Source organism: Actinotalea endophytica (genome assembly GCF_025717005.1).
In the GTDB taxonomy this organism is placed as follows: domain Bacteria; phylum Actinomycetota; class Actinomycetes; order Actinomycetales; family Cellulomonadaceae; genus Actinotalea.
The window spans coordinates 48,272-68,167 of record NZ_JAOVZU010000009.1 but is presented as its reverse complement, the minus strand read 5'-3'; the positions used below and the strand labels follow the sequence as shown (position 1 = coordinate 68,167).

Here is a 19,896-nt window from a genome sequence, read left to right as displayed (position 1 = left end):
CGCACCCGGCGGTCGCCTGCCGACGAGCTCCCAGGCAATCCCAAGGTCCGGCCCGCAGCATGCCTGCGTGCCGACCTCACCGCCCCCGTCCGCCCGGTCGTCCGCCCGGTCGACCTCCTGGTCGTCCTCCTGGTCGTCCTCGTGGGGGTCGACCGCGGTGCGCGTCGCCGAGATCTCGACCGCGTTCTGGGTGATCAAGGGCCTGTCGACGGCGCTCGGCGAGTCCGCCTCGGACTACCTCGTGCTCGCGATCAACCCGGTGGTCGCGGTGCTGGCCGGGTTCGTCGCATTCGCCGCGGCCCTCGCGGTCCAGCTCGCGCGCGGTCGCTACACGCCCTGGGCGTACTGGCTCGCCGTGGTCATGGTCGGCATCTTCGGCACGATGGCCGCCGACGTCGTGCACGTCGTGCTCGGCGTCCCGTACCTGGTGTCGAGCCTGGGCTACGGCGCGGTCCTCGCGGGCGTCTTCTGGCTGTGGTGGCGCGTCGAGGAGACCCTCTCGGTGCACGCGGTGACCACCTGGCGGCGCGAGCTGTTCTACTGGGCGGCGGTCGCGGCGACCTTCGCGACCGGCACCGCCGTGGGCGACCTGACCGCGGTGACCCTGCACCTGGGCTACGCAGGCTCGGTCCTGCTGTTCGCGGCGGCGATCTGCGTGCCGGCGATCGGCTACCGGTGGTGGCACTGGAACCCGGTCGCCGCGTTCTGGACGGCCTACGTGCTCACCCGCCCGCTCGGCGCCTCGGTCGCGGACTGGACCGGCAAGTCGACCGAGGTCGGCGGCCTGGGCTGGGGCGACGGCCGGATGGCCCTCGCCTTCGCGCTGCTGATCGCCGTGCTGGTGGCGCGACTCTCCTGGCGCGCGAGCCCGGCCCCGCTCGGGGTCGAGGCAGCGCCCGACTAGGTGTCCTGGGCCGTCAACGCGACTCCCGGGTGCCCGTCGCGGGCAGCACCGCGGGCTCCCCGACCCGCCCCGCACGCCGGAGCACGGCCACCGCGGCGACGGCCGCCACGGCCTCGCCCGCCGCCAGCGCCACCCAGACACCGGTGGGCCCGAACCGCGCGCCGACGAGGACGAGCGGGATCTTGATCGCGACCAGGGTGCCGATCGACAGCGCATAGGCGGGCCGCGCCTGGCCCAGCGCCTGGAAGGCCGCCGCGGCGACCGGGACCACGCCCGCGGCGACCAGCCCGAGCGTCGTGATCCGCAGCGCGACCACCCCGTCGGCGGCGATCTCCGGGTCGGACACGAAGACCCCGACCAGCGGCCCTGCGAGCACAGCGGCGACGAGGGCTGCCAGCGCGCCGTACCCGACGGTGGCCCGGAGCCCGAGCGCGCGGGCCCGCACCGCCCGGGCCCAGTGCCCGGCGCCCGCGTTGTACCCGATCAGCGGCTGCACACCCTGGGTGATCCCGACCTGCGGCATCCCGAGGAACGTCTGCACCCGCGCCGCCACGGCGTAGGCCGCGAGCGCCACGGTCCCGCCGGTCGCGACCACGAGGTTGTTGACCAGGCCGACCAGCACGGTCGCGCCGAAGCCGCTGAGGAACGACGGGGCGCCGAGCGTGACGACCTCGCGGGTGGTGGGGCCGTGCGGGCGCAGCTCCGCCCGACCGACCCGGTACGGCCGGTCACGCTGGACGAAGAAGAACCACATGCTCATCCCGGCCGAGACCGCCTGACCGCCGACGGTGCCCAGCGCTGCACCGCGGACCCCGAGGTGCAGGCCCCAGATGAGCAGCGGGTCGAGCGCGATCTGCACCAGCACCGGGACGACCCACAGCATGGTCGAGAACCGCATGCGCCCCTCGGCGCGCACGAGGCTGGAGAAGCCCGTCGCGGTGATCGCACCGGCGAGCAGCACGACGGCGTAGTCGCGTGCGTAGCCACGCGCCTCGCCTCGCGCACCGAGCGCGGTGAGCAGCGGCTCGATCGCGAGCAGCCCGACGACGGTGATCGCGAGCGCAGCGGACCAGAAGACCACGAACGCGTTGCCCGCGGCGCGCCCGGCGCCGTCGGGGTCGCCGGCCCCGAGCCGACGCGAGACCAGGGACGCACCGCCCACGCCGACCGTGGTGCTCACCGCGCCGAGCACCAGGAGCACCGGGGCGACCAGGTTGACCCCGGCGAGCGCCGTCGCGCCGACGCCGCGTGCGACGAACCAGGCGTTGGTGAGCGCGTAGATCCCGTACACCCCGACCGACATCGTGGTCTGCGAGCAGGTGTGCCACAGCAGCCGCCCCACCGGGGCGGTGCCGAGGTCTGCCGCGCGGTCGCGGGTGCGCGCCACCGGACGCCCCGTCAGGTCGTGGGCGCGGCCACGCCGAGAGCAGCCATCACCTCGTCCATGCGCTCACGCGCCCAGTCGTACTGCGTGGTGTCCGCATGCCCGCGGTAGTCGGTCTCGATCATCATGACCAGCACGAGGTGCAGGCAGTACAGCTGTCGCCGGAGCCGCTCGGTCTCGGTGAGCTCGGCCCAGCCGTAGCCGGCCATGAACGCCGCCGAGTCGCCGAACGCCGGCAGCTGTGAGGCCACGAACCCGGCCTCCATCAGCGGGTCGCCGTACAGCGCGCGCTCGTGGTCGATGATGCCGACGATCCGGCCGTCGCGGATCATCGCGTTGCCGTCCCACAGGTCCCACTCGATGAACCGGGGCTCGGTGACCTCGTCGAGCACGGCGGCCCGCTCGGCGATCACCCGGCGGACCAGGCCGTAGTCCCAGCCGAGGTCGACGCCCCGACGTTCGCCGTCGTGCAGCACGTCCTCGACGATGCCGCCGAACACGACGCGCCACGACGGGTCGCCGGGACCGGCGAGCGGACCGAACCACGGGCCGCGGATCGCGTTGAGCTCGCGGTTCAGGGCGCCGAGCTCCCGGTTGTAGTGGTCCTGCTCCTCGTCGCTCAGGGCGTCGCGGACGACGGCGAAGTTGTCACCGTCGACGAACGGCATGAAGAAGTAGTCGGCGTCGACCAGCTCGTGCGTGGTGTCGACGAAGTCCACCTGCGGGACCGGGACGGCGGTCTGCTCGGCGATCATCCGCAACGACGTCAGCTCGATCCCCATGGCGCCGCGCTCGTAGGTCATCACCTCGACCCCGGGCGGCGGGGCGATCTTGACGACCTTGGCCTGGCCGTCGCGCAGGGTGATCCGGTAGGCGACGTTGAACCAGCCGTGGCCGAGCTCCTCGTGCCACGTGTCCTCGGGCCCGGTGGGCACCAGGTCCGGGCCGTAGGCGCGCTCGATCATGGCCTGCAGGGTCTGCGGGCTCTGGCGGTTCTTGGTGATGCTCTCCATCGAGCGGTTCTCCCGGTCCAGGTCTCTCGGCGACCGCACATCTGTGAGCGGTCACAGCGACGGCGAGCACGCTAGCACCGTGCGGCAGTCGGTCGGCGAGCGGATCGGACGGGAGGACGTCGCGCGCTCCACGCGCCACCACGACGACTATTGATACATCATGTCTCACAAGGCATGGTGGAGGCATGAACAGCCCCTCCGGGACACCCGCGACCGCCTCCCGCCGGCCCCGACTCTCCGACGCCCAGACCGAGCGCCGGATGCTGGACGCCGGGCTGGCCGCGATCGACACCCAGGGCCTGGCCGTGGGCCTCGAGCACCTGAGCATGGAGGCCGTGATCGCGGCGGCGGACGTCTCGCGCGCGTCCGTCTACCGGCGCTGGCCCACCAAGGAGCTGTTCTTCGGGGACCTGCTGCTGGAGATCGCCCGGGCGACGCAGCTCACGGCCGAGGGCGCCGAGCTCGTGGCCGACGCCGCTCGGGACGTCGCCGAGCGCTGCGCGGAGCTGCTGGACGAGCGGTCGCGGCGCGACCTCGTGGTCGACCTGGTCCGCCGGGTGATGCACGCCGACTCGGCGGTGGTCGCCCGGTCGGCTCGCTGGCGGACCTACGTCGCGCTGCACGTGAGCTTCAGCGGCCTGGCCGACGCCGACCTGCGCGCACAGGTCGCCGCCGAGCTCGTCGCGACCGAGCGGGCCTTCACCGAGCGCCGCGCGGACGTGTTCGCCTGGTTCGCCGGGCTGGTCGGCTACCGGCTGGTCGCCGGCGAGACCTTCCGCGGCCTGTCGTTCGCGCTCGGCTGCGCCTCGACCGGCGCGCTGGTCCGTGGCATGGCGGACCCCGACCTGCTCACCACGACCAGGCAGCGCACGGCCCTCGGCAGCGCGACCCCGATGGAGTGGACCGAGCCGGCGCTGCTCGCGGCGCGGATCCTGGACGACCACCTGGAGCCGGACCCGGACGTCCGGTGGGACGAGGCACGAATGACGGCGGTCCGCGAACGCGCCGCCGCCGGACCCTGGGAGGACGGATGGGCGTGATCATCTCCGACGCGGCGCTGCGCAGGATGTACACCGGGCAGCGCGCCGACCGCACCGCGACCCGGCTGTCCCGGCTGTGGGCGAGGGTGTTCGCCTGGGGCCTGCAGCCTCGACGATGGGTGACGCTCGAGGTGCCCGGCCGCACGACCGGCAGGCCGACCACCTTCCCGCTCGGGATGGCCGACCTGGACGGGCGCTGGTACCTCGTCTCGATGCTCGGCGAGCGGTGCAACTGGGTGCGCAACGTGCGAGCGGCCGGGGGCCGGGCGGTCCTGGTCCGCCGACGCCGGCGCCCCGTGACGCTCCGGGAGGTCCCGGTCCCGTTGCGCGCGCGGATCCTGCGCCGGTCCCGGCAGCCCGGCCGGGGGGGGCGCCCGCACATCCCGGTCGACCCAGCGGCGCCGCTGGCCGACTTCGAGGCGGTCGCGGCGCAGTACCCCGTGTTCGAGGTGCTGCCGGCCGAGGACTGACCGCACGGCCCCGACGGTCAGGCGCTGCGGTCCACGAGGCCCGACTCGTAGGCGAACACCACCAGCTGCGCGCGGTCGCGTGCCGCGGTCTTCGCCATCGCCCGGTTGACGTGGGTCTTGGCCGTGGCCGGGCTGATGAACAGGCGCTCGCCGATCTCTGCGTTGGACAGCCCGGCGGCGACGAGCGCGACGACCTCGCGTTCGCGGTCGGTGAGGTCCGCGACGCCCGGGACCTCGACCCGCGGTCGGGCCGGCTGCTCGACGACCCGGCGGATCACGGCACGCGTCGCGACGGCGGAGAGCAGCTCCTCCCCCGCAGCGACGGTGCGGATGGCGTCGAGCAGACCGGCCGGCTCCACGCCCTTGCCGAGGAAGCCGCTCGCACCCGCCTGCACGGCGGCCACCACCAGGTCGTCCTCCTCGAAGGTCGTGAGCACCAGGACCCGCACGCCGGCGAGCGCCGGGTCGGCACAGATCCGCCGGGTCGCCTCGATGCCGTCCAGCTCCGGCATCCGGATGTCCATCACGACGACGTCGGGACGGTCGAGCGTCGCGCACCGCACGGCCTCGGCCCCGGTCGCTGCCTCCGCCACCACCTCGACGTCCGGGGACGCGTCCAGCAGGAGCCGGAACGTCGCCCGCAGCAGGGCCTGGTCGTCGGCGAGCACCACGCGGATCGTCATGTCGTCCCCTTCTCGTCGCCGGCCGCAGCACGGGACCGCCCGGGCGCCGGGAGCGATGCGGCCACCGAGAACGAGCCGCCCGACTCCTGCGACACGGTGAACGTCCCACCCGCGGCACGGGCCCGCTCGCGCATCCCGAGCAGCCCGTGCCCGGTCCCCGGGGCCGGGCCCGCGGGCCGCGGCGGGGCGGCGTTGACCACCCGGATCTCCAGACCGCCGTCCGTCCAGGCGAGGCGCACGGTGACGGGCGCGTCCGGGGCGTGCTTCATCGCGTTGGTCAGCGCCTCCTGGACGATCCGGTAGGCGGCGAGGTCGGCGAGCTCGTCGAGCTCCACCGGAGCCCCGCTCACCTCGAGCTCGATCTCGGCCCCGGTCGACGCCAGGTCGTCGACCAGGCCCGCCAGCCGGGCCAGGCCCGGGACCGGTCCACGGTCCTCGCCGGCGGGCTCGTCCTCGCCGTCGCGCCTGAGCAGACCCACGGTCGCCCGCAGGTCGGTGATCGCCTGCGCGGTGTGCCGGCTGATCCCGCGCAAGGCCTCGGCCGCGGCGTCCGCGTCCTGGTGCATCAGGTACTCGGCGACCGACGCCTGGGCGTTGACGAGCGTCAGGTTGTGGGCGAGCACGTCGTGCAGCTCGCGCGCGATGCGGAGCCGCTCGTCGATCACGGCCCGCCGGGTCCGGTCCTCGCGCTCACGCTCCTCGCGGTCGACCCGGTCGCGCCAGGCCGCAACGCCGACCCCCGCGCCGGTCGCGATGACCACGAGGTTGGCCATCACCAGGTCGGTCGCCAGGAGGTCCAGCGGATGCGCGACGAGCGCGACGGCCAGCAGCACCAGCGCGGACACCGAGCCCGCGACCCAGCCGATCCACCGCGGCGCCCGCGAGGCCACGGTCCAGGCGGCCACCATCGTCGCGATCGGCACCGGCTGGTAGACCCCCATCGCCTCGGCAGCCGTGAGCCCGGTGTCCACGACGGGCACGAACGCCAGGTGCGCCGACTCGATCGCGACGGTCGCGCCGAGCACGATCAGCGGCGCCCGCGTGCGCAGCAGGAGGGGCGCCCAGGCCGCGACCGTCGCGATCAGGAGCGCCGGCCCGGGGAACGTCGCCTGCTGCTGGCGCACCCAGACGGTGGTGAGCATCACGGCCAGCGTGCCGAACGTCAGCGCCCAGCCGCCCCGGGTGGTGCGGCCGACCTGCGCCACCCGGGTCTCCCACGCTCGCCACGCGGGACGAAGCGGCTGGTCCATCGCGCTACTCCCGCCCGTCGGTCCCGGTGCCCACGTGCTCGAGCACCCGCGTGTCGACCGCGGCGGCCCCCGGCCCGGCGGCGTCGGAGTCGGCGCCCTCGACCGAGACGTGAGGAGTGATGCGGTCCGCCCACCGAGGGTAGGCCCAGTTCCGGTCGCCGATGAGGCGCATCAGTGCCGGGACGAGCGTCAGGCGCACCACGAACGCGTCGACCAGGACGGCGGCACCGAGGCCGAGGCCGATCGCCGAGACGATCCGTTCTCCGCCGAAGCTGAAGGACGCGAACACCGCGAGCATGATCGTCGCCGCGGTCGCGATGACGCGGGCGGTCTCGGTCGTACCGACCCGGATCGCACGGCCGTTGTCGTGGGTCCGGGTCCACTCCTCGTGCATCCGCGAGACGAGGAAGACCTGGTAGTCCATCGACAGCCCGAACACAACGCCGACCAGGATCACCGGGACGATGTACATGGTCGGGGCCGCGTCGCCGACGCCGAGCACGTGACCCGCCCACCCGAACTGGAACAGCGCGGTGATCACCCCGAGCCCGACGGCGATGGTCGCGAGGTTGCTCAGCGCGCCGACCAGGGGCACCAGCACGCTGCGGAACGCGACGGACAGCAGGAGGAACCCGAGCAGGGCCACCAGCGCCAGGTACAGCGGCAGCCGCCCCATCAGCGCCTCGGACAGGTCGATGTTCGTGGCGGTCTCACCACCGACGTACACCTGCAGCGCGCTGCCCTGCTCCGCGGCCGGGATGACCTCCGAACGGAGCGTGTCGACCAGGTCCTGCGTGGCCCGGGTCTGCGCGCTGGTCGTCGGGGTCACGGCGGCGAGCGCGACGGTCCGGCCCGGCTGGACCGGCGCGGCAACCACGGACGCGACCCCGGGGACCGACGGGAGGTCGCCGACCAGCGCGTCGAAGGCCGCGGCGGCAGCGGCGTCCGGGATCTCGGCTGCGAGGACCAGCGTCGCGTCGAGGCCCGCGCCGAACGCCGGGCCGACCAGGTCGGCGTACTCGCGGGTCGGCGACCCGACCGGGTCGGACGTCGCGTCCGAGCTGCCGACCCGCATGCTCGTCGCGGGCAGGGCGAGCACGACGAGCACGCCGATCGCGGCCACGGCGAGGACCCGCGGCGACCTCTGCACCCGCAGCGCCCATCGGCTCGCGCTCCGCGGTCGCCCGGCGCGGCCGGCCACCTGCTCGGCGCCGGCCCGCTCCGCTCGCTGACGCTTCGACAGGACCCGGTGGCCGAGCGCACCGAGCAGGGCGGGCAGCAGCGTGATCGCGGCGAGCACGGTGAGCAGCACGGTCAGCGCCGCCGCCTGGCCCATCCCGGTGAGGACCCCGAGGCCCACCACGGCCATGCCGAGCAGCGCGACGATCACGGTGAGCCCGGCGAGCACGACCGCTCGCCCCGACGTGCTGACCGCCTGGCGCACCGCGTCGGAGACCGCGGCACCCGCCGTCAACGCCGTGCGGAACCGGTTGACGATGAACAGCGCGTAGTCGATCCCGACGCCGAGCCCGATCAGGGCGCCCATGGTCAGCGAGGTCGAGTCGAGGTCCATGACGTGCGACAGCAGCATGACCCCGAGCAGCGAGACGCCGACGCCGGTGACCCCGGTGGCGATCGGCAGCACCGCGGCCCACCAGGACCGGAACATCGCGAACAGCAGCGCGAAGGCCGCGAGGATGCCGACCACCTCCATGCCGTGCGACGGGGACGGCAGCTCGGAGAGCGCCTGGCCGCCGGCGGCGACCTCGAGGACCGCCGAGTCGTAGGCATCGGTGATCGCCCGGACCTCGGCGACGTCGACCGCATCGGTGGCGACCACCGTGGCGAAGGCGGTGCCGACCGTGGCGTTCAGCTGGCCGGCGCCCGCGTCGGTGTACGGGCTGACGACGGCCTCGACGCCGGGCAGCGCGGCGACCTCGTCGAGCATCGCGGCGACCTCGGCCTGGACGGACGGGGCGTCGATGGCGACCCCGTCGGCGTGCCAGACGACCCGGCCCTGAGCGGTCCCGGAGCCCTGCCCCATCTCGGCGAGGAGCTCGTAGGCGGTGGCCGACTCGCTGTCGGGCAGGTCGGCCACCGTGGTGAAGGACGTACCGGCGGTGACGACGGCGAGGACGAGGGCCACCAGGACGGTGACCCAGGCGGCGAGGACCGTGCCACGCCGCCGGTAGCACCAGCTGGCGAGTGAGGACATGACGGGAACCTTTCGGACGCAGTGTCGAGGTCACTCCAGGTTCGTCGGGTCGACCGTCCGGGTCGTCAGCCCTGTGCGGTCATCGCTCTACCGCGTCTGCGGTACGCCCGCGAGCTCGACCGCCGGCAGGCCGATGGGACCGACGGCGCTCGTCCCGCCGCGTCCGGCCCAGCCCCGGGCGATCAGACCGACGCCCCAGGGCACGAAGGCGACGCCGAGCGCTGCGGCCCCGGCGAGGTTCACGATCTCCATGCCGTCGGGCGTGCCGATCAGGAGCATGCCCACCAGGAACGACGCGGCCTGCCACCGCGGGACCGCACCGGTGCGCCAGAGCGCGGCCGCCTGGATCGCGAAGCCGAGCGGCAGCAGCACGATGCCCCAGACCAGCACCATCCATCCGGCCTTGTCGAACAGTGCCTCGACACCGGGGCGCAGCTGCGCGAACACGTCCTCGGGCAGCGTGTCGAAGGCGCTCATCGTGAGGCACAGGGCGCCCTTGTCGGCCGCGAGCGCGAGCGCGCCGATCACGGCGAGGGCGCCGCCGGCGAGCCCGGAGCGGTGCGCCCGGGTGCCGTCCAGCACGTGTACGAGGTGGAGCGCGACCACCACGAGCAGCGGTGTGGCGAGCAGGACCAGGGCGTGGCCGAGCTGGAGCAGGGCCGCGCCGTGGGCCCTGTCGATCACCTCGCCCGGGGTGAGCAGGCGGGGGTCGAGCAGGTCGGGGTGGACGGCGAACGCTGCGACGAACACCAGCGGGACGGCGATGAACGCCGTGCCGGTGCCGACGGGACGAACGGCTGAGTCGGGCATCGGATCCTCCTCGTCGCGGTGACGCCCGCCGGTCGGATCACCTTGGGCTACACCTGTAGTGTTATTAGGTGTACACCCGTAGCCTTAGACTCGTCAACGTCGCCGCTGCCGACCGGCAGCGCGTGCGGAAGGAGGCCGTCATGGCCGATCGCGCCGAGGTGCCGCAGGCCGGTGGCGCCGACACCACACCCGACCCGCGGCCCGACGAGCACGCCCGGCGCCCACGCTCCGGTGCGCCGTCACGGCGTCCCCGGGCACGCCGCGGCGAGGGCGCGCGACTGCGCGGCGAGGTGGTCGAGGCGGCCAGGCGCCTGCTGGCCACGACGGGCGACCCGGCCGACCTGTCGCTCCGGGCGGTCGCACGAGAGGTGGGCATCGCGACGACGTCGGTCTACCTGCACTTCGCGACCCTCGACGAGCTGCTCGCCGAGGTGAAGGTCACCTACTTCACGGACTTCGGCGCGACGCTCGACGCCGCGGCGGACGCGGCCGGCGACCGGCCCGGCGTGCGGGTGCGCGCCCGTGGCCTCGCGTACGCCCGCTGGGGGGCCGAGCACCCCGGCGAGTACCGGGCGATGTTCGAGGCGCCGACGCTCGCGGCCGACGCAGCCGCGCAGGTGGCCCGAGCCGGGGCGGAGGTCTTCGCCGCGATGCGCGACGAGGCCGTCGAGGCGGCCGGGCGGCCGGACGCCGACCTTCTCGCGATCCACCTGTGGACCGCGTTGCACGGCACCGTGAGCCTGCGCACGGCCCGCCCCCAGTTTCCGTGGCCCGATCTCACGGTCGAGGTGGACAGCCTCGTGACCCACCTGCTGGGGGTCCCGCCTGCCACACCCTGACGCACGCGGCGCCGGTCGACGCCCCTGCAGGGTGACGCCCCCGGTCAGGCTCCTCGCGGAACCCGACCGGGGGCGTCACCGACGACCAGGTCAGCCCAGACCGGTGCCGATCGCGCTGATCAGCTCACCGTTCGCGGTGTCCCCGGAGAGCTCCCAGAAGAACGCTCCGCCGAGGTCCCGCTGGTTCACGAACGCCATCTTCCCGGCGATCGTGCCGGGGGTGTCGTAGCTCCACCACTCACCGTTGCAGAAGGCGTACGCGGTGCCACCGACGGTCCCCGTGGGCGGGCAGTCGTTCTTGAGGACCTTGTAGTCCTCGATCCCGGCCTCGTAGGTGCCGGGCGCCGCACCCGTCGCGGTGCCGCCCGCGGTCGACTGCGTGACGCCGGTCCAGCCGCGGCCGTAGAACCCGATGCCCAGCAGGAGCTTGTCCGACGGGATGCCCAACGAGCTGAGCTTGTCGATCGTCGCGGTCGAGTTGAAGCCCGCGATCGGCTCGTTCGGGTACGACGTCAGCGGCGAGTGCGGCCCGGTCGGACCGGTCGGGTTGAACGCTCCGTTGAAGTCGTACGTCATCGGCATGAAGAAGTCGACGTACTGGGCTGCGCCCGCGTAGTCCGCCGCATCGATCTTGCCGCCCGAGGTCCCGTCGGCGGTGATGGCCGAGGTCACCAGGTCGGAGCCGAACTCCTCCCGCAGCGCACGCATCAGGTTCGGGTAGGCCTCGTAGCCGCTCGAGTCGCACGAGTTGCCACAGCTGTTCGGGTACTCCCAGTCGATGTCGATCCCGTCGAACACGTCGGCCCAACGCGGGTCCTCGACGAGGTCGTGGCAGGACTCGGCGAAGGCCTGCGGGTCGGCCGCGGCCTGGGTGAAGCCACCCGACCAGGTCCACCCGCCGAACGACCAGAGGACCTTCAGGTCGGGGTGCATGGCCTTGAGCTTGCGCAGCTGGTTGAAGTTGCCGCGCAGGCTGCCGTCCCAGGTGTCCGCGACGCCGTCGACGCTCTGGTCCGCGGTGAACGCCTTGTCGTAGTCGGCGTACGAGTCGCCGATGGTGCACCGGCCGTTCTGGACGTTGCCGAACGCGTACACGATGTGCGTGAGCCGGTCCGCGGAGCCCGAGGTCTCGATGTTCTTCACCTGGTAGTTGCGCCCGTAGATGCCCCACTCGGTGAAGTAGCCGACGACGCGGCCGGAGCCGTCACCCGTGCCGGGCGGGTCCGTCGGGTCGGTGGGGTCGGTCGGATCCGTCGGATCAGTCGGATCCGTGGGATCGGTGGAGCCGGTACAGGTCCCCTGGTCCGCCCAGACGCCGCTGCCGCCGGTGCTCGGCGCCTCGCCGAGCGTCCACCAGTTCGCCTTCCAGGTGTGGTCCTCGTAGGACACCAGGTCACCGCCCGTGTACACGGTCGCGGCGTCCCACGTCGCTGCGGCGCACGCGGCGGGATCGGTCGGGTCCGTCGGGTCGGTCGGGTCCGTCGGGTCACCCGAGCAGGTCCCCTGGTCCCGCCAGACGCCCCACTCGCCCGTGGTCCCGGGCTCCTCGCCCTGGGTCCACCAGGCGGCCGACCAGCTGTGGCCGTCGTGGGTGACGACGTCGCCGCCCGTGTAGACCGCGGTCGCGCTCCACTGCGCACCGGTGCACGCCACCGTCGCCGTCGCCGCCGGGCCCTGGGCCTGTGCCCCCGTCGCCACCGCGACCGGGGCGATGGCCACGAACGCGAGTGCGAGCGCACTGAGCATCGATCTACTTCTTCTCACCACTGTCGTACTCCCCCTGCTTGTCCGCCGGGCTCCCCCTGGGGCCCGGATCGTGCTGCGCCGGCGCCGTGGCCGACCGCCGTCCCATGATCGACGACGACCGCGAGGACGTCAGCGGAGCCCGCCGACATCCTGTGCAGATCCTGTGCACATCCGGCCGAATGCCCCGAGCGACCTGATCATGCGGTGCCACGATCCGGGGATGCCGCCCAGCACCGTGGAGGATCCCCTCCCGCGCGCCACCGCCCGCCGAACCCGGCGTAGCGGTGCGCCTCGCGGGCACTCCACCGGACCGTCCCGCCGCACGCACCCCTGGGGTACGCGCGGCAGGGCGCCCCTCGCACCGACGTCGGTCGCGTGGGGCCGACCGGGACTGCACGGTCCCGGTTCCTCCGGAAGATCGGATCCGACAGATGCACCTCAGCTCCCGTTCCCGACCGAGACGCACGAGCGCGGTCGTGGCCACGCTCGCGGCGGTCACGATCGCGACGCTCGGCGCGGGCACCGCGGCCCAGGCCGCGGTCCCGGAAGCGCCGACCGCGCCACGGGCCGTCCCCGCCGCCGTCCCGACGCCGCCGAGCGGCTTCACGACCGTGTGGAGCGACGACTTCGGCGGCGCGGCGGGCTCGGGCCTCGACCGCTCCCAGTGGCTGTACGACATCGGCCACGGCTATGACGGCGGCGCGTGGAACTGGGGCACCGGTGAGATCGAGTACATGACGGACAGCACCGCGAACGTCTACCAGGACGGGAGCGGGCACCTGGCGATCAAGCCGATCCGGGACGCCGCCGGCGGGTGGACGTCCGGCCGCATCGAGACGCAGGACACGAGCTTCGCGGCACCCGCAGGGGGGGTGCTGCGGGTCGAGGCCTCGATCAAGCAGCCGGACGTCACCACCGCCGACGGCGCGGGGTACTGGCCGGCGTTCTGGATGCTGGGGGCCTCGGCCCGCGGCACCGGAGCGGCCGGCTGGCCCTCGCTCGGCGAGATCGACATCCTCGAGAACATCAACGGGCGCAGCAGCCACTTCGCCGCCCTGCACTGCGGGACCAACCCCGGCGGACCGTGCAACGAGACCACCGGCCTCACCTCCGGTGAGCGGACCTGCGCGACCTGCGGCACGAGCTTCCACACCTACGGGGTGGAGGTCGACCGGAGCGTGAGCCCGGAGCAGATCCGCTACTACCGCGACGGCACGAACTTCTTCACCGTGAGCGCCGACCAGGTCGACGCGACCACGTGGGACAACGCCGTGCACCACGGCTTCTTCATCATCCTCAACGTCGCCGTCGGGGGCGGGTTCCCCGACGCGTTCGGTGGCGGCCCGTACGCGTCGACCGTGTCCGGGAGGCCGATGCTGGTCGACTACGTGACGGTCGCGACCAAGACGCCCGGGAGCACCCCCACCACCGGCACCGGCCCGGTCCTCTCGGGCATCGCGAACAAGTGCCTCGACGTGGCCGGCGCCGACAGCGCCAACGGCACCGCGGTGCAGCTGTGGGACTGCAACGGAACGGTCGCCCAGAAGTGGACCCTGGTCGACAACTCCCTGCGCGCCATGGGCAAGTGCCTCGACGCCACCGAGTGGGGCACCGCCAACCGGACGCCGCTGCAGATCTGGGACTGCAACCCCGGCCAGCCCAACCAGGTGTGGGAGCCGTACAACGGCGGGTACCGCAACCCCGCGTCCGGGCGCTGCATCGACGACCCGGGCTCGTCGACCGCGAACGGCGCACGCATCCAGCTGTGGGACTGCAACGGCACGAACGCGCAGAAGTGGTCACTGCCGGGCGGCGCCCTCTAGCGAGAGAAGGATCCGGGCGAGATCCACGCCTGACAACATCTCGGGCCCCGCGGTCACGACCGCGGGGCCCGAGGCTTCTCATGATCGACAGATCAGCCGAGGTGCCACTTCTGGTTGGCGGTGCCCGCGCACTCCCACAGCTGCAGCACGGCGCCGTCGGCCGGGTTCCAGTCGGCGAGGTCGACGCACTTGTTCGCCTGCGGGTTCACCAGGTCGCCGGCGTCGCTGAGGACGAACTGCTGCGCCGGGTTGCCGCTGCAGGTCGCGATCTGAACTGCTGCGCCGTTCGCCGTCGAGCCCCAGGCGACGTCGAGGCACATGTCCGCCTGGGTCCGGATGGTCCCGTCGACGAACGTCCAGTCCTGGTTCGCCGAGCCGTCGCAGGTCCACACGTGGATCCGCTGCCCGTCGGCGAAGTTGCCCGCCGGCACGTCGACGCACTTGCCGTTCCAGTCGCTGACGATGCTCACCGTCGAGCCGTCCACGGACCCGCCGTCGTCCGAGCCGTCGTCCGAGCCGCCGTCGGAGCCGCCGGTGAACGACCCGAGCCGGATCGAGGCCGCGCTCGGGTCGGCCTCGTGCACGAGCGACTCGAACCCGCCGACGTCGTCGAACGCGAACGCATAGGCGCGCCCGTCGGCCATGGCGGCGTGCACGGCGGCGGCGTACTCGTTGGTCGGGCTCGACCGGTAGAACGCGTTCGTGTCCGACGTGGGCTGGACGTCTAGCGTGCCGAGCGTGCCGCGGTTGAGCGCTGCGCACAGCGTCCGGGCGATCGGCCCGACGACCGCGTCGTTCGGCGCGAACAGGTTGCCGTCGCACCCCCACACGTCGGCGCTGCTGGGCTTGGTGAACGTCGCGACGACCGTGCCGGAGGTGTTCGTGAACCGCATGACGTCACCGATGGTCCGGCCATAGAACCGCACGCCCGGACTGTCCGTGAACGGCGCGATCGTCAGGTCCCGCCCGACGTACTGCTGCCAGGCCCAGGAGATGTAGCCGTCGAGGTAGCCGTCGGCGAGCAGCCCGGCCGCGGCGGCCTTGCCCGGCGCCAGCACGCGCAGCACGGTGCCGTCGTCACGCGTGACCACGGTGTTCGCCCAAGCGGGGTTGGCGCGCATCGCGTCGATCACCTGGTCGCGACCGCCCGCGACCAACGCCCCGATCGTCCGGGTGGTGCCGTCCGGCGCGGTGACGCCGACCTCGTGGGGCACCGCGAACATGTCCACCTGGGAGCTGTTGAACCACAGACCGGACGCGTCGTAGGTGAGCTCGCTCCAGTCGAAGAGGATGTCGTGGCTCGGGTCGTCGGCAACCCACGGGGCGGGCTGCACCAGGCCGTCCGGCGTCAGCGAGAACGGCAGCTTCTCGCCGAACGAGAAGTACACGCGGCCGGAGAAGCCGCGCGGGATGTGGACGGTCGTCGAGCCGCCCTGGCCCGGTCCGGCGATCGCGACGTCGGGTGCCGGAGAGGGCGGCAGGCTCCCGGCCGGCCACGCGGTGAAGGTGCCCGCGGCGTCGACCCAGCCGAGCCGTCCCGAGGCGAGGTCGGTGCCGAGCACGTACAGGTAGACGGCCTCGCCGCGGCCGGAGTCGTTGGTCACGGTCAGCGGCAGCCTGTCCGGTGCCGCGACGGCGGCCGGCGCCGTCACGAGGCCGACGGCCCCCAGCGCTACGGCCAGAGCGGTGACGAGCATGCGTCTGAGATGTCCCACGGGTCCTCCCGGGTCGATGGACACCGGTCCTCGAGGAGGCGCGCATGATCGACCGCATGCCGGACCGTGTGTGCCCCCTGCCCACCGGCGCTTGCGATCAAGGACGCTAGCGGGGATCGACGGCGACCGGGGCGACCACGGTGCCGGAGCCGTCCTGATCGTGTGAGAGCCCTGTGAAGGCGGCGCCGGTGGTCGCGGGCCGCGCCGTCAGACCGCCGTCACGCGCAGCAGCACCAGCTCGTCGGGCCTCAGCGACGGCGCCTGGACGCCGACCTCGGCGAGCACCCGGCCGGGCAGCACGACGCCCTCGGCCGCCCAGGGTGGCGCCCCGGAGCGACGAGCCGGCAGGTCGCCGGGTGCGGCGGCGGTGACGCGGTAGGCGCGGTCCGGGTCCAGGCCGGGGAGCCTGACCCGGCCCAAGGGCCAGGTCAGGTCGTGGTCGAGCGCCGACAGCCGGAACAGGGCGTCGGACCGGTCCGCGGCGACGACGCCGTCGAGCTGCAGCGCAGGGTCCGGCAGGTCGGCGCGGACCACGTCACCGGTGTGCAGCAGGCCACGCACGCTCTTGTGGAACGCGACCCAGGCCCGCAGGGCCTCCAGGTCGGAGTCCGACGCCCGCGCGAGGTCCCACTCGATGCCCATGTGGCCCCAGACGGCCGTCCCGGCACGGAAGTCCAGGCCGAGCATCCGGCCGGTCGTGTGGTCCGCGCCGGACCCGACGTGGGTGCCCATGAGCTCGGGAGGCAGGGTGAGCCCGGTCCACCGGACCAGGCGGTGCCGCTCGTGCGCGTCGATGCAGTCGCTGACCCAGACCCGGTCGGCCAGCGCCATGACGCCCAGGTCGATGCGTCCGCCGCCGCTCGCGCAGGACTCGATCTCCAGGCCGGGGTGGCGCGACTTGAGCTCGGCCATCATCCGGTAGACGGCGAGCGTCTGCGCGTGCACGGCCGGCTCCCGGCCCGCTCCGCTCCCGGCGTCGACCAGGGGCCGGTTGTGGTCCCACTTCAGGTAGCCGATCCCGTACCGGGCGACCAGCGTGCTGATCGCCTCGAGGATGTGCCCGTACGAGTCCGCGCGAGTCAGGTCGAGGACGTGCTGGTGCCGTGAGGCCGGCCCGGGACCGTGCGCCGTGCCGAGCACCCAGTCCGGGTGGGACCGCGCCAGCTCGGAGTCGAGATTGACCATCTCCGGCTCGAACCACAGGCCGAACTCCATGCCGAGTCCGTGCACCCGGTCCACCAGCGGACCCAGGCCGTCCGGCCACACCGCCGGGTCGACCACCCAGTCCCCCAGGCCACGGGTGTCGTCCCGACGTCCGAGGAACCAGCCGTCGTCGAGCACGAACCGCTCCACGCCGAGCGCGGCGGCCCGGTCGGCGAGGTCCAGGAGCCGCGGCAGGTCATGGTCGAAGTACACCGCCTCCCAGACGTTCAGCAGCACCGGTCGGGGGCGCCCGGGGTGCTCGGGGCGTGCCCGCAGGAATCGGTGGTAGCGCGCGGACAGCTCGTCGAGGCCCTCGCCCCACGACGCGGTCAGCCAGGGCGAGACGTACTCCTCGCCGGTCGCGAGCAGCATCTCGCCCGGCAGCAGCAGCTCGCCGCCGCCCAGCACCCGCCACCCGGTGGAGGTGCGCTCGGCCGCCACCACCTGGTTGCCGGACCAGGCCAGGTGCACGCCCCAGACCCGGCCCGACCGGAACCCGAAGCCGTGCTCGCCGGCGGCGAGGAACGTGGCGCTGTCGAGGCCGGGCCGCCCACCCCAGGCCTCGCGCAACCAGGTGCCCTGGTCGAACGGCCGACGCTGCGGCGTGCGCTCCCGGCCCCAGCGTCCGGCCATGTCGAGCAGCTCGGCCGCGTCGGCCGGGACCGGCAGCGCGGGCTGGACGAGCTGGACGGCGTAGTCGGGGTCGCCGACGTTGCGCACCGCGGCGCGTACCCGAAGCAGCCCCGACGGGTGCAGCTCGAGCTCGGTCCGGACCTCGAGTCCGCCGGCCGGGTCGGTGCCGACGCTGACCAGGCGCGCGACCTGCGCCGAGTCCGCGCCGTCGACCACCTCGTGCCGCACCGAGTCGAACGCCACCGACCAGTCCCGCCCGTCCCGCGACCCGAGCAGCCCGGGGCGCCCGAGCCAGCCGGCCGAGTGCATCGGCAGCAGCGAGACCCGCGGCGGCGCGGTGAGCTGCGAGTCGACGTACGGCGGGCGCGACGCGTGCAGCAGACCGCGCAGGTCGGCCTGGCCGACCTCGCCCAGGTCCGGGCCCCAGTGCACGACGCAGGGCAGCTCGTGGTCGCCGAGCTCGAGCACGACGCTCGTCCCACCGCGGCGCAGGTGCAGGGTCTTCTCGGCCATCGTCATCTCACTCTTGGGTATCGTCCGGCAGCCGCCGGAACACGGGGAGGGTGTGCAGGTCGACCTCGAGGAGGACCTCGCCGGGCCCGGTGTGCGGTGCGCCGGCGGCGTCCAGCCACGTACCGGGCGGGAGGATGACCGGCCGACTCGTCGCGCCGGGCTCCAGCACGGGGGCGACCAGGACGTCCTCGCCGAGCAGGAACTCGTCGGCGACGTGCTCGAAACCGGGGTGGTGGTACGCGAGAGCGCGCAGCACGGGCTCGCCGGTGCGCGAGGCCGAGCGCACCAGGTCGAGGATCACCGGCAGGTGCGCGTCACGCACGGCGACCGCGCTCGCGACGGCCGCGCGGTGCTCGGCGTCCAGGACGCGGGCCGGGGACAGCGAGAACTGCATCATCGGCGCGAGCGCCGCGACCTGGGCGTAGCGGACGTAGAGCTCCTGGTCGACGGTCTCCGGCGTGGTCACCCCGGTCATCAGCCCGCCACCGATCATGTCCGGGCAGGTGTAGGGGTGCCCGATGAGCCCCTGGGCGACGAGCTCGGGGATGAGCGACCCGAGGCCGTCGCTCCCCCACGACGAGGGCTTGTCGTGCAGGCGTTGCGCCAGGGGCCGGCCACCGAGCTTCCAGCATGCGCGCATCTCGTTGAACGCGTACTCGCTGCCGAGCGCCGCCCATGCCTCGCACAGGTCGGTCCTGGGGCGCGGCGCGTCGTGCGCGACGTCGTCGTCGGCGTAGTAGCGCAGGTCCGCGCCGTCGAGCTTGAAACCGTCGACGCCGATCGCGGTCAGCGGTGCCCACTGCTCGCGCAGCCAGCCCAGCGCGTCCGGGTGGGACAGGTCGAGCATCGCCGAGTAGCCGTTCCACCAGCGGCGCACCACCGGCTCGCCGTCCGGACGCCGCAGCAGCAGCCCTCGGCCCTCGAGCTCGCGGAACTCCGCCGAGTCGGGGCTGACGTACGGGACGACCCACAGCATCACGGGGCACCCCCACTCGTGCAGGGTCGCGACCATGGCTGCCGGGTCCGGGAACCGTCCCTCGTCGAACCGCCAGGCCCCGTAGTCCTGCGACCAGCGGTCGTCGATCATCACGACGCCGGGCGGGAGCCCCTGGCCGAGGATCCGCGAGACGTAGTCGAGCACCCCCTCCTGCGTGGGCAGGAACGGGTTCTCCATCCAGGTGTTGTACTGCGGCGCGGAGAACATCCGTTCGTCGGGGGTCGTACCGCTCGCGGGGAAGTGCTGCCGTGACGCCGTCGTGAAGGCGTCCCGCAGCGTCGCCCCTCCGCTGCCGACCGTCACGTCGTCCCCGGACACCGTCAGCGACCCGTCCGCGAACGTGAAGGCGAACGGGTTCTCGGACCACACGTAGCGGCCGTGGCTGGAGACCAGCAGCGGCGCACTCTGGTTCGCCCCGTCGTGCTCGGCGTCGGCGAAGCCCGCGTTGCGGGCGAGGTCGCGGTGGTGCGGTGCCCGGCCGAACGGCATGGCGGCGCCGTCGGCGACCGCACCGCCCCACCACAGCTCACCGGGGGCCAGGGGCAGCTCGAGCTCGTCCGTGGTCGGCACGGGACCTCCTCAGGTCGTGGATCGGCCGGAGCGCGGCGGCCGCGTGCCGTCGCTCCGGGGGCACCATCCTCGGACCCGCCCGGGGCCG

15 protein-coding genes are annotated in these 19,896 nt (G+C 73.6%); 5 read left to right on the top strand and 10 right to left on the bottom strand.

Going from position 1 to position 19,896, the window contains the following annotated elements:
* Positions 1-67: 67 nt before the first annotated feature.
* Positions 68-904 (top strand): COG4705 family protein, encoded by an 837-nt coding sequence (locus OEB99_RS15385; protein ID WP_263578170.1) that lies wholly within the window; start codon positions 68-70, stop codon positions 902-904.
* Between the two features lie 13 nt (positions 905-917).
* Here the strand turns inward: OEB99_RS15385 and OEB99_RS15380 are convergent, their stop codons facing one another.
* Positions 918-2,291, bottom strand: coding sequence for an MATE family efflux transporter (locus tag OEB99_RS15380; protein ID WP_263578169.1), 1,374 nt, complete (start codon positions 2,289-2,291; stop codon positions 918-920).
* Between the two features lie 11 nt (positions 2,292-2,302).
* The gene (locus OEB99_RS15375) at positions 2,303-3,301 is read right to left on the bottom strand and encodes a phosphotransferase family protein (RefSeq protein ID WP_263578168.1); all 999 of its coding nucleotides are present in this window, start codon (positions 3,299-3,301) and stop codon (positions 2,303-2,305) included.
* A 185-nt stretch (positions 3,302-3,486) separates the two neighbouring features.
* On the opposite strand from OEB99_RS15375, the gene OEB99_RS15370 reads away from it, so the two are divergent.
* Positions 3,487-4,341, top strand: a complete 855-nt coding sequence (locus OEB99_RS15370; RefSeq protein ID WP_263578167.1) for a TetR/AcrR family transcriptional regulator — start codon at positions 3,487-3,489, stop codon at positions 4,339-4,341.
* Positions 4,332-4,811 (top strand): nitroreductase/quinone reductase family protein, encoded by a 480-nt coding sequence (locus tag OEB99_RS15365; protein WP_263578166.1) that lies wholly within the window; start codon positions 4,332-4,334, stop codon positions 4,809-4,811. Before OEB99_RS15370 ends, OEB99_RS15365 begins: the two co-directional genes overlap by 10 nt.
* 17 nt (positions 4,812-4,828) lie before the next feature.
* Here the strand turns inward: OEB99_RS15365 and OEB99_RS15360 are convergent, their stop codons facing one another.
* From OEB99_RS15360 to OEB99_RS15345, 4 genes are all read right to left on the bottom strand, one after another.
* On the bottom strand, positions 4,829-5,494 hold the full coding sequence (locus OEB99_RS15360) for a response regulator transcription factor (RefSeq protein WP_263578165.1): 666 nt from the start codon (positions 5,492-5,494) through the stop codon (positions 4,829-4,831).
* A complete protein-coding gene (locus OEB99_RS15355; protein WP_263578164.1) occupies positions 5,491-6,744 on the bottom strand; it encodes a sensor histidine kinase in 1,254 nt (417 codons plus the stop codon). Before OEB99_RS15355 ends, OEB99_RS15360 begins: the two co-directional genes overlap by 4 nt.
* 4 nt (positions 6,745-6,748) lie before the next feature.
* On the bottom strand, positions 6,749-8,959 hold the full coding sequence (locus OEB99_RS15350; RefSeq protein WP_263578163.1) for an MMPL family transporter: 2,211 nt from the start codon (positions 8,957-8,959) through the stop codon (positions 6,749-6,751).
* 87 nt (positions 8,960-9,046) lie between these two features.
* Complete coding sequence (locus OEB99_RS15345; RefSeq protein ID WP_263578162.1) at positions 9,047-9,769, bottom strand: hypothetical protein; 723 nt, start codon at positions 9,767-9,769, stop codon at positions 9,047-9,049.
* A 140-nt stretch (positions 9,770-9,909) separates the two neighbouring features.
* Between OEB99_RS15345 and OEB99_RS15340 the strand changes: the two genes are divergently transcribed.
* A complete protein-coding gene (locus tag OEB99_RS15340; protein WP_263578161.1) occupies positions 9,910-10,608 on the top strand; it encodes a TetR/AcrR family transcriptional regulator in 699 nt (232 codons plus the stop codon).
* 90 nt (positions 10,609-10,698) lie between these two features.
* On the opposite strand, the gene OEB99_RS15335 is transcribed toward OEB99_RS15340, so the two are convergent.
* Positions 10,699-12,354 carry a glycosyl hydrolase family 18 protein gene (locus OEB99_RS15335; protein ID WP_263578160.1) on the bottom strand — a complete coding sequence of 552 codons (1,656 nt, stop codon included), beginning with the start codon at positions 12,352-12,354 and terminating at the stop codon, positions 10,699-10,701.
* 476 nt (positions 12,355-12,830) lie between these two features.
* Between OEB99_RS15335 and OEB99_RS15330 the strand changes: the two genes are divergently transcribed.
* Positions 12,831-14,177 (top strand): ricin-type beta-trefoil lectin domain protein, encoded by a 1,347-nt coding sequence (locus OEB99_RS15330; protein WP_263578159.1) that lies wholly within the window; start codon positions 12,831-12,833, stop codon positions 14,175-14,177.
* Positions 14,178-14,269: 92 nt separating this feature from the next.
* On the opposite strand, the gene OEB99_RS15325 is transcribed toward OEB99_RS15330, so the two are convergent.
* The 3 genes from OEB99_RS15325 to OEB99_RS15315 form a co-directional block, all read right to left on the bottom strand.
* On the bottom strand, positions 14,270-15,892 hold the full coding sequence (locus OEB99_RS15325) for a beta-1,3-glucanase family protein (RefSeq protein WP_263578158.1): 1,623 nt from the start codon (positions 15,890-15,892) through the stop codon (positions 14,270-14,272).
* A gap of 207 nt (positions 15,893-16,099) precedes the next feature.
* A complete protein-coding gene (locus tag OEB99_RS15320; RefSeq protein ID WP_263578157.1) occupies positions 16,100-18,241 on the bottom strand; it encodes an alpha-galactosidase in 2,142 nt (713 codons plus the stop codon).
* Between the two features lie 7 nt (positions 18,242-18,248).
* The gene (locus tag OEB99_RS15315) at positions 18,249-19,808 is read right to left on the bottom strand and encodes a glycoside hydrolase family 31 protein (protein WP_263578156.1); all 1,560 of its coding nucleotides are present in this window, start codon (positions 19,806-19,808) and stop codon (positions 18,249-18,251) included.
* Between the last annotated feature and the right edge of the window lie 88 nt (positions 19,809-19,896).